The sequence below is a fragment of the Oligella ureolytica DSM 18253 genome (genome assembly GCF_000373745.1).
GTDB lineage: Bacteria > Pseudomonadota > Gammaproteobacteria > Burkholderiales > Burkholderiaceae_B > Oligella > Oligella ureolytica.
In genome coordinates this window covers 47,092-54,784 of sequence record NZ_KB892287.1, presented here as the reverse complement: position 1 = coordinate 54,784, position 7,693 = coordinate 47,092, and the positions used below count along the sequence as shown (strand labels likewise).

At 44.1% G+C, this 7,693-nt stretch carries 7 protein-coding genes and 2 tRNA genes; 4 read left to right on the top strand and 5 right to left on the bottom strand.

Translation table 11 applies throughout. The features are described from left to right. A partial coding sequence (locus B092_RS14910) for a helix-turn-helix domain-containing protein (RefSeq protein WP_156813064.1) occupies positions 1-188 on the bottom strand: 188 nt, incomplete at its 3' end. Between the two features lie 21 nt (positions 189-209). Between B092_RS14910 and tnpA the strand changes: the two genes are divergently transcribed. Then, on the top strand, positions 210-626 hold the full coding sequence (gene tnpA / locus B092_RS0103450) for an IS200/IS605 family transposase (RefSeq protein WP_026253575.1): 417 nt from the start codon (positions 210-212) through the stop codon (positions 624-626). Positions 627-1,284: 658 nt separating this feature from the next. Here the strand turns inward: tnpA and B092_RS0103445 are convergent. Together B092_RS0103445 and B092_RS0103440 are read right to left on the bottom strand one after the other, a co-directional pair. Continuing rightward, positions 1,285-1,362 (bottom strand) — tRNA-Arg (locus B092_RS0103445). Between the two features lie 12 nt (positions 1,363-1,374). Next, positions 1,375-1,451: transfer RNA gene (locus tag B092_RS0103440), tRNA-Met, on the bottom strand. Between the two features lie 375 nt (positions 1,452-1,826). Between B092_RS0103440 and B092_RS0103435 the strand changes: the two genes are divergently transcribed. From B092_RS0103435 to dctM, 3 genes are all read left to right on the top strand, one after another. Next, positions 1,827-2,825: a TRAP transporter substrate-binding protein gene (locus B092_RS0103435; protein ID WP_018573847.1), complete on the top strand. Its 999-nt coding sequence runs from the start codon at positions 1,827-1,829 to the stop codon at positions 2,823-2,825. 152 nt (positions 2,826-2,977) lie between these two features. Continuing rightward, entirely contained in the window at positions 2,978-3,661 is a 684-nt protein-coding gene (locus B092_RS0103430) for a TRAP transporter small permease (RefSeq protein ID WP_018573846.1), read from the top strand. After that, positions 3,661-4,944 carry a C4-dicarboxylate TRAP transporter large permease protein DctM gene (dctM, locus tag B092_RS0103425; protein WP_018573845.1) on the top strand — a complete coding sequence of 428 codons (1,284 nt, stop codon included), beginning with the start codon at positions 3,661-3,663 and terminating at the stop codon, positions 4,942-4,944. Before B092_RS0103430 ends, dctM begins: the two co-directional genes overlap by 1 nt. A 91-nt stretch (positions 4,945-5,035) precedes the next feature. Here dctM and B092_RS0103420 read toward each other — a convergent pair whose 3' ends face one another. Together B092_RS0103420 and B092_RS0103415 are read right to left on the bottom strand one after the other, a co-directional pair. Continuing rightward, positions 5,036-5,806, bottom strand: coding sequence for an ABC transporter ATP-binding protein (locus B092_RS0103420; RefSeq protein WP_018573844.1), 771 nt, complete (start codon positions 5,804-5,806; stop codon positions 5,036-5,038). Further along, positions 5,799-7,679 carry a branched-chain amino acid ABC transporter ATP-binding protein/permease gene (locus B092_RS0103415; protein ID WP_232244301.1) on the bottom strand — a complete coding sequence of 627 codons (1,881 nt, stop codon included), beginning with the start codon at positions 7,677-7,679 and terminating at the stop codon, positions 5,799-5,801. Before B092_RS0103415 ends, B092_RS0103420 begins: the two co-directional genes overlap by 8 nt. Positions 7,680-7,693: the final 14 nt, after the last annotated feature.

Genomic DNA, 7,693 nt, shown 5'->3' with positions numbered 1-7,693 from the left:
CGCCACTGCGTTAGGTGTTTACACAAATCGCTATAAGACAACNTCTTTTTGCCTTCGGCATAATGAGCTTGTTGCAACGCCAACGCTTTATTGAATACAAAACGACACGACCCAGCGAAACGGCGCATGGCGCGCTGTTGTTCGCCGTTTGGCATGAGTTCGTATTTAAAAGCTTGAAGTCGTTTCATCAATCAATCATACTCTGGTCTATGGAGAAAAACAATGACATTAGGCGCGGTAGNCACTGCGTTTTTAATATGCACGTTCATCTAGTCTTTGTGACTAAATACCGTCGTGACGTATTTACAAAAGCCATCCTTAACGACCTTCAGGAAATTTTCGCTAGTGTGTGCGCTGATTTTGAGGCCGAGTTAGTAGAGTTTGATGGAGGGGACGACCATGTTCACTTATTAGTGAACTACCCGCCCCAAGTTGCCATATCAAAACTGGTTAATAGTCTAAAGGGTATATCCAGTCTTCTTATCCGAAAAAAGAACTACCCCAACATTAAAAAGAAACTGTGGAAAGGGGCTTTATGGTCGCCAAGTTATTTTGCTGGAAGCTGTGGCGGCGCGCCGATTGAAGTCATTCGACAGTATATCGAGCAACAGCAAACGCCACCATAGACTCAAAGGACGGCGTTGCCGTCCGCGCTATTCACCCTCGCCCTAAACCACGAGGCTTTCCGCGCATTTTGGTAAAAACCTGCCTTTTCGCAGGACCGGTACCGGAAAACAAACTACCACACCCGGACAACACTAAAGAAATAGCCGTGATGCACGCTATGCGAAGTATAGGTTTTGTTCTCAATTGGCTCTAACTCACAAGGCTACTCATTAAATGCAACCATACATAAACGACTGCCGTATGTGGCGAAGGTATATGACGAAGACGATAAACAGGTGATTAAGGACGGTGAACTACTATCGAATAAGGCTCAGTTCATGAGAACGAGCAGCGGCAGCTTAACCATCTGTTTATATAGTTTGCGCAGCAAATTTGGAGTGATTTGCCACGCTTATGCTATCTACAAAATAGATAAACAGTGTAGTTTCTCGGGTATTGGCAAGCAAGCCTAGAAATAAATTACTACAAGACTAACAAAATTGAGCATCTTTGAATCTTATGCTACAAAGGGCAAGCTGAATCTGTTGACAGGGCGCAAGTAACGGTCCGCATTAACGCGCTGATGTATTTAATAAATTTACAGCTCTTTATTAACGGACACGAAAAAACGGACACAAAAAAGCCTTCATAGCGTTTATACTATGAAGGCTTTGAATCTGGCGCGCCCGGCAGGATTTGAACCCACGACCCCTTGGTTCGTAGCCAAGTACTCTAATCCAACTGAGCTACGGGCGCGTATTAAGTAGTTGGTGGCTCTTCCCCGATTCGAACGGGGGACCTGCGGATTATGATTCCGTCGCTCTAACCGACTGAGCTAAAGAGCCTCTCAAACAACCTAAGAAAAAGATTATATGCGAGATTATAGAATGTGTCAATAACTTTTCATCTTATCGTCTTTTTTGTGTGGTAATTTACACAAAAATTCAAAAACACGGTGTCATTTTCACCTCAAAAAGACTCAGTATTATCCCTAATCTATTAAATAATTAAAGGACCTCTTTAAATAAACGAAATTGCTAAGTAATTGGTGACGTAATAAATTTACACCTCGTAGTGACTTAAGTAGCATAAAATCACAACATCAGTCGTGTACATCATCGCAAAATTAAAGTAAGATTATGAATTCAAGTTGTGATTAATCTTAATACACGATGTTTCTATTAGTTACGACTTTTATTTACCCATGGATGGAGACATAGATGAAAATAACATTCAAATCCCTAGTTTTACCGCTTGCCTTATCTGCAGCCGGATTAATGGGAACAGCCCATGCACAATCACCTGTTGTGATTAAGTTTGCTCACGTAGTAGCCGACAGCACACCCAAAGGCCAAGGCGCCCTTTTATTCAAACAAAAAGCAGAAGAGCGTTTAGGCGACAAAGTAAAGATTGAGGTCTACTCTAACTCCTCACTATATGGTGATGGTCAAGAGATGGATGCACTATTATCAGGTGACGTGCATTTGTTAGCACCTTCACTCTCTAAGTTAGAGCACTATCAGAAAAAATTACAGCTTTTTGATTTACCCTTCCTCTTTGAGAACATCGCTGCAGTAGACCGCTTCCAACAAAGCGATGACGGCCAAGCTCTCCTAAAAAGCATGGAAGAAAAAAACATCACCGGCTTAGCTTACTGGCACAACGGCATGAAGCAATTGACTGCTGACAAAGCACTCCGTGTACCACGTGATGCTCGCGGCCTTAAGTTCCGTGTACAAGCGTCCAACGTACTGGAAGAGCAGTTTATTGCTTTACGCGCTAATCCACGTAAAATTGCCTTTGCTGAGGTGTATCAATCACTACAAACCGGCGTGGTCAACGGTTTTGAAAACACCTACTCAAATATTTACTCACAAAAAGTTCATGAGGTTCAGAAGTACATTACTGAGTCTGACCACGGTATTATCGACTACATGGTAATTACTAACTCTAACTTCTGGAATGGCCTAGACTCTGACGTGCGTACCGCACTTGACGAGGTCATGGCTGAAGTGACGGTTGAAGTAAATAAAATGGCCGAACAGCTTAATCAAAGAGACAAACAAAGCATTATTGATGCCGGCACCAGTGAAATCATTAAGCTTACACCTGAGCAGCGTGAGCAATGGCGTGAAGCGGTACAGCCGGTTTGGAAAAAATTCGAAGGCGAAATCGGTGCTGATTTAATCCAATCTGCCGTTAGCGCTAACGAGGGTTAATTACCTCTTTTTTCCTTATTTACTTAGTAAGTGATATAGCCCCCTAAGCATAGCAATCCTCAGGGGGCATTTTTATAAAATACATTTCACGCTGAGTTCCAAACTCAAAACTCACAATTTTTCCGAACGAATAAGGTAAAAGGAAAAACTTTATGTTTATCGATATTTACCGCAAGATGGATAGTCTTTGGCAAAAACTTGAGAAGTTTCTTATTGTCTTTATCCTCTCAGCGATGACGTTAGTCACCTTTATTTACACAATGCTTAATAACTTGTACGTACCGTTCTATGGTTTAGGCGGCAGGTTTATGGACACCGGCTTTGGTGACTTTTGTGATGCAATCGGTGATTTTATTATGGATACCGCTTCATCATTAAACTGGGCAAATGAATTTACCGCTATTTGTTTTGCTTGGTTAATCTTCTTCTGCATGTCCTACGGCGTACGCATTGGCGGCCACATTGGTGTTGACGCGCTAGTCAATTTATTTCAAAGCCGTACCAAACGCATATTAGCCTTTATCGGTTTAGGCGCTTGCCTGCTTTACGGATTTATCATGCTTTTCTATAGCATTGAATGGGTGCAGACTCTTCAGCAAAATGGCACACTCACCAACGGACTTGATCGTTTTGGTGTCGCTCGCTGGCATGTGACCATTATCGTACCCATTGGTTTTATTTTATTTATTATTCGCTATCTTGAAATTGGCTACCGCTTGATTCAAGGTACACAAGATTCTCTAGGCTTGGCTAATGAAGCAAAAGATGCTTTAGAAGAGCTTGCCCATCAGAAAAATAATAACAACGAAAATAATTCAGCAGTGGAGCAAAAATAATGACGATTTTAATTTTATTTGCGCTACTTTTTAGCCTCATGCTAATTGGCGTGCCCATTGCCATTTCTTTAGGTTTATCCAGCGCTATTACGATTATGTTTTTTAGTCCGGACTCCGTTCGCGGTCTGGTCATCAAGATGTTTGAGACATCTGAGCATTACACTCTATTAGCCATTCCTTTCTTCTTAATTGCCGGGGCATTTATGACGACGGGTGGTGTTGCCAAACGCTTAATCGACTTTGCTAATGCCTGCGTAGGTCATATACGCGGCGGTTTAGCGATTGGCTCTGTATTAGCATGTATGCTTTTTGCAGCTCTTTCAGGCTCTAGCCCGGCAACGGTTGCTGCCGTAGGTTCAATCGCTATTGCCGGTATGGTTCGCTCCGGCTATCCGGTTGAATTCGGCGCAGGCATTATTTGTAATGCCGGTACCCTTGGCATCCTCATTCCTCCATCTATTGTGATGGTTGTCTATGCCGCAGCAACTGAGCAATCGGTCGGTAAAATGTTTATCGCAGGGGTGGTTCCAGGCGCCTTATTAGGTCTTGCCTTAATGGTTGCCATTTATATCGTAGCCCGCATAAAGAATTTGCCTGCTCAGCCACGCGCCTCTTTCTTTGAGTGGTTTAGAGCCTTAAGACAATCACTTTGGGGCTTATTGCTGATTGTCATTATTTTGGGCGGTATCTACAGCGGTATGTTCACTCCGACCGAGGCGGCAGCAGTGGCGGCAGTTTACTCAGCCTTTATTGCCCTCTTCGTTTATAGAGACATGGGGATCAGAGATTTACCAAAAGTCATGCTTGATTCCGGCAAAATGACCGTGATGCTGATGTTCATCATTGCCAATGCCATGTTGTTTGCACATGTACTAACCACCGAGCAAATCCCTCAACTTATTTCTCAATGGGTCTTAGGTCTAGGGTTAGAGCCATGGATGTTCCTGATTGTTGTTAACCTGGTTTTATTAATTGCCGGTAACTTCATGGAACCCTCAGCCATTATTTTAATTATGGCACCGATTTTCTTCCCTATTGCCGTACAACTGGGTATTGATCCGATTCACTTTGGTATCATCATGGTCGTGAATATGGAAATCGGTTTAATTACTCCACCTGTCGGTCTAAACTTATTTGTCACCTCAGCGGTCACCGGGATGCCGATTACGCGTACCATTAGGGCAGCCATGCCTTGGTTATTAATCCTTTTAGGCTTCCTAATCGCGATTACCTATGTACCTGCTATCTCTCTTGCTTTACCGGAGCTCTTAGGTGCTAACTAAGCAGCCCTAATCAAAGCAGATAAACAAGTAAGCCCTTCTATTCTAATGATAGAAGGGCTTACTTTTGACTATTTTAGGTTTGTGAAAACAACTATACGCGTTCTTTATTGCCGCTACCAAGACCTAGATAACTCTCAATGACACCCGGATGATTGAGCAGCTCTGAAGCTGATCCACTCAAATTTAAACGCCCCATTTCTAATACATAGGCGTAGTCTGCAATTTGCAAAGCAGCACGGGCGTTTTGTTCTACGAGTAGAATGGACGCCCCCTCTTCTCGTAGATACTGAATGATTTGGAATATCTCGCGCACAACCAAAGGAGCTAAACCTAAACTTGGTTCATCTAATAATAATAAGCTGGGATTTGTCATCAAAGCACGGCCTAGGGCAAGCATTTGACGCTCACCACCGGACAAGGTACCCGCATATTGTGTACGACGCTCTTTCAAACGTGGGAACAGCTCATAAATATCTTTTAGCTTGTACTGTCGTTCACCCTCTTTGTCGGAACGAAATCTAAACGCCCCCAAGATCAGGTTATCTTCCACTGTCATTGAGCTAAAGAGTTCACGTGTTTCAGGCACTAAACTCAAGCCGCGGGCAACCCGACGCTCTACATCCAGCGCTGAGACGTCATGACCTAAGTAATTAACCTTGCCTGTGCTACGGCCATTGGTCGGTAAATTACCCATAATGGCATTCATCAAACTGCTTTTACCGGCCCCATTTACACCAATTACCGTCACAATTTGGCTAGGACGGATATTAATACTGACATCATCTACGGCTCGAACTTGGCCGTAATAGACTGAGATATTTTGAGCATCTAATAAAAGCTCAGTACTCGTCTGATTACTCATCTGCTACACCCCCTAAGTACGCTTCCAATACAGCAGGATTAGTCTGTACCTCTGCCGGTGTTCCTTCGGCAATTTGCGTACCGAAATCCATCACCACTAAATGATTTGTCAGTCGCATCACAAAATCCATATCATGCTCAACCAGTAAAATACTCATACCCTCACTGCGTAAGGCATGCAACACAGCGGCTAACGCTTCTTTTTCTTTGTATCGCAAACCTGCCGCCGGTTCATCCAACAATAAGAAACTTGGAGCCAAGCAAAGCGCGCGGGCAATTTCTACGATGCGCTGCTGCCCAAGTGATAAACCACCGGCCGGCAATAACGCACAGTCCTCAAGACCAACACGTTTGAGCTGCTTCATGGCCTCCTCCAGCAGTTGATGCTCTGATTCATTGTCTAGGCGCAGAGCCGCCTGTACGGCTCCTGTATTAGCACGAGAATGAGCTCCAAGCGCCACGTTTTCAACCACACTGATATCAGGCAATAGCTGCACATGTTGGAAGGTGCGAGCAATCCCCATTCTGGCAATACGATGGGCCGGCCAATTTGAGATATCCTGACCATGAAACAGCACCTTGCCGGATGTCAAGGGTAACACGCCGGTGAGTAGATTAAAGGTGGTACTTTTACCTGCGCCGTTAGGGCCAATTAAGCCCATAATCTCACCGGACTTAATTTGAAAACAAATATCATTGACCGCAACTAGACCACCAAATTCCTTGCGGATATGCTGCACCTGCAATATAGCCTCACCCTCTGCAGCGTGGAATCTGTTTTTTCTTGGCGCTAATGACGTGGCCGGTGCACTAAGTCGTAAGCGTTCGACGCCATAGGCCAAACGCGTGGCACTAGGCTCATCAAGCACATCATCGGTTAACGCATTTTTTGCTTTTTGTTTATCATTTAGTCCTCGAATCCACTGCACAATTAAAGGGATTAAGCCATTGCGTGCATACTGTAGAATGAGGATCATCATGACCCCAAAAAAGACCATTTCAACGTTGACATTGCTACCAATCAGCTTAGGAGCAATGTTCTGAATTTGATCTCGTAAAATGAGGATCAAGGCCGCACCAAAAATCGCTCCCCATAAACTGGTGAATCCGCCAATCAGCGCCATAAAGAGATATTCAATACCGTAATTAATACCAAACGTGCTTGGACTAACGGCACGCTGCTCATGGGCATATAACCAACCGGCGAGACCGGCTAATAAGGCCGCATAGACAAAAGCCAACAGTTTGTAATGAAAGGTTTTTACACCAAAAGAACGCGCCATCCCCTCACCACGATTTAACGCGCGCACAGCTCGTCCGGTACGGGAATTTAAAAGGTTTTGGCTAAGCCATAATGTCAGTAATACACAGAACCAGATGAGGTAGAAGTTATTACGCGCCGGCTGCAAAGATATCCCTAAAAACTCAATCGCCGGTACGCCCGGTAACCCGTCATGGCGACCTAAAAAGCTCATATTGCCGAATAAATAGTAAAACACCAAGCATAAGGCAATCGTACTAAGCGATAAAAAATGACCTGATAAACGCAGCGTGACCTGACCAAGAAACCAAGCAACGACGCCGGTGATAAACAGTCCGACAAGCAAACCTAATAAAGGTGAATAACCTAAAGTCACCGTCAGGTAAGCAGTTGAATACGCCCCAATGCCGACAAAAGCGGCCTGACCAAAGGAAGTCATACCGGCAGAACCGGTCAAAATCACCAAACCAAAAACCACAATGGCAGAGATACCGATACTATTCATCTGGTTAATCCAGAACTCCGGCACCATGGATAGCTGTGGCAAGATAATCAGCGCAATAATAAAAGCCGCCACAAAGGGATTAAATTTCCTTAGCTTATGCTTATGCATCTGTACTTTTTCTT

What these genes read in the sequence shown, in the direction of transcription:
- B092_RS0103435 (WP_018573847.1), top strand. Translation starts at nt 1,827, where the DNA reads ATGAAAATAACATTCAAATCCCTAGTTTTACCGCTTGCCTTATCTGCA.
- B092_RS0103430 (WP_018573846.1), top strand. Translation starts at nt 2,978, where the DNA reads ATGTTTATCGATATTTACCGCAAGATGGATAGTCTTTGGCAAAAACTT.
- dctM (WP_018573845.1), top strand. Translation starts at nt 3,661, where the DNA reads ATGACGATTTTAATTTTATTTGCGCTACTTTTTAGCCTCATGCTAATT.
- B092_RS0103420 (WP_018573844.1), bottom strand. Translation starts at nt 5,806, where the DNA reads ATGAGTAATCAGACGAGTACTGAGCTTTTATTAGATGCTCAAAATATC.
- B092_RS0103415 (WP_232244301.1), bottom strand. Translation starts at nt 7,679, where the DNA reads ATGCATAAGCATAAGCTAAGGAAATTTAATCCCTTTGTGGCGGCTTTT.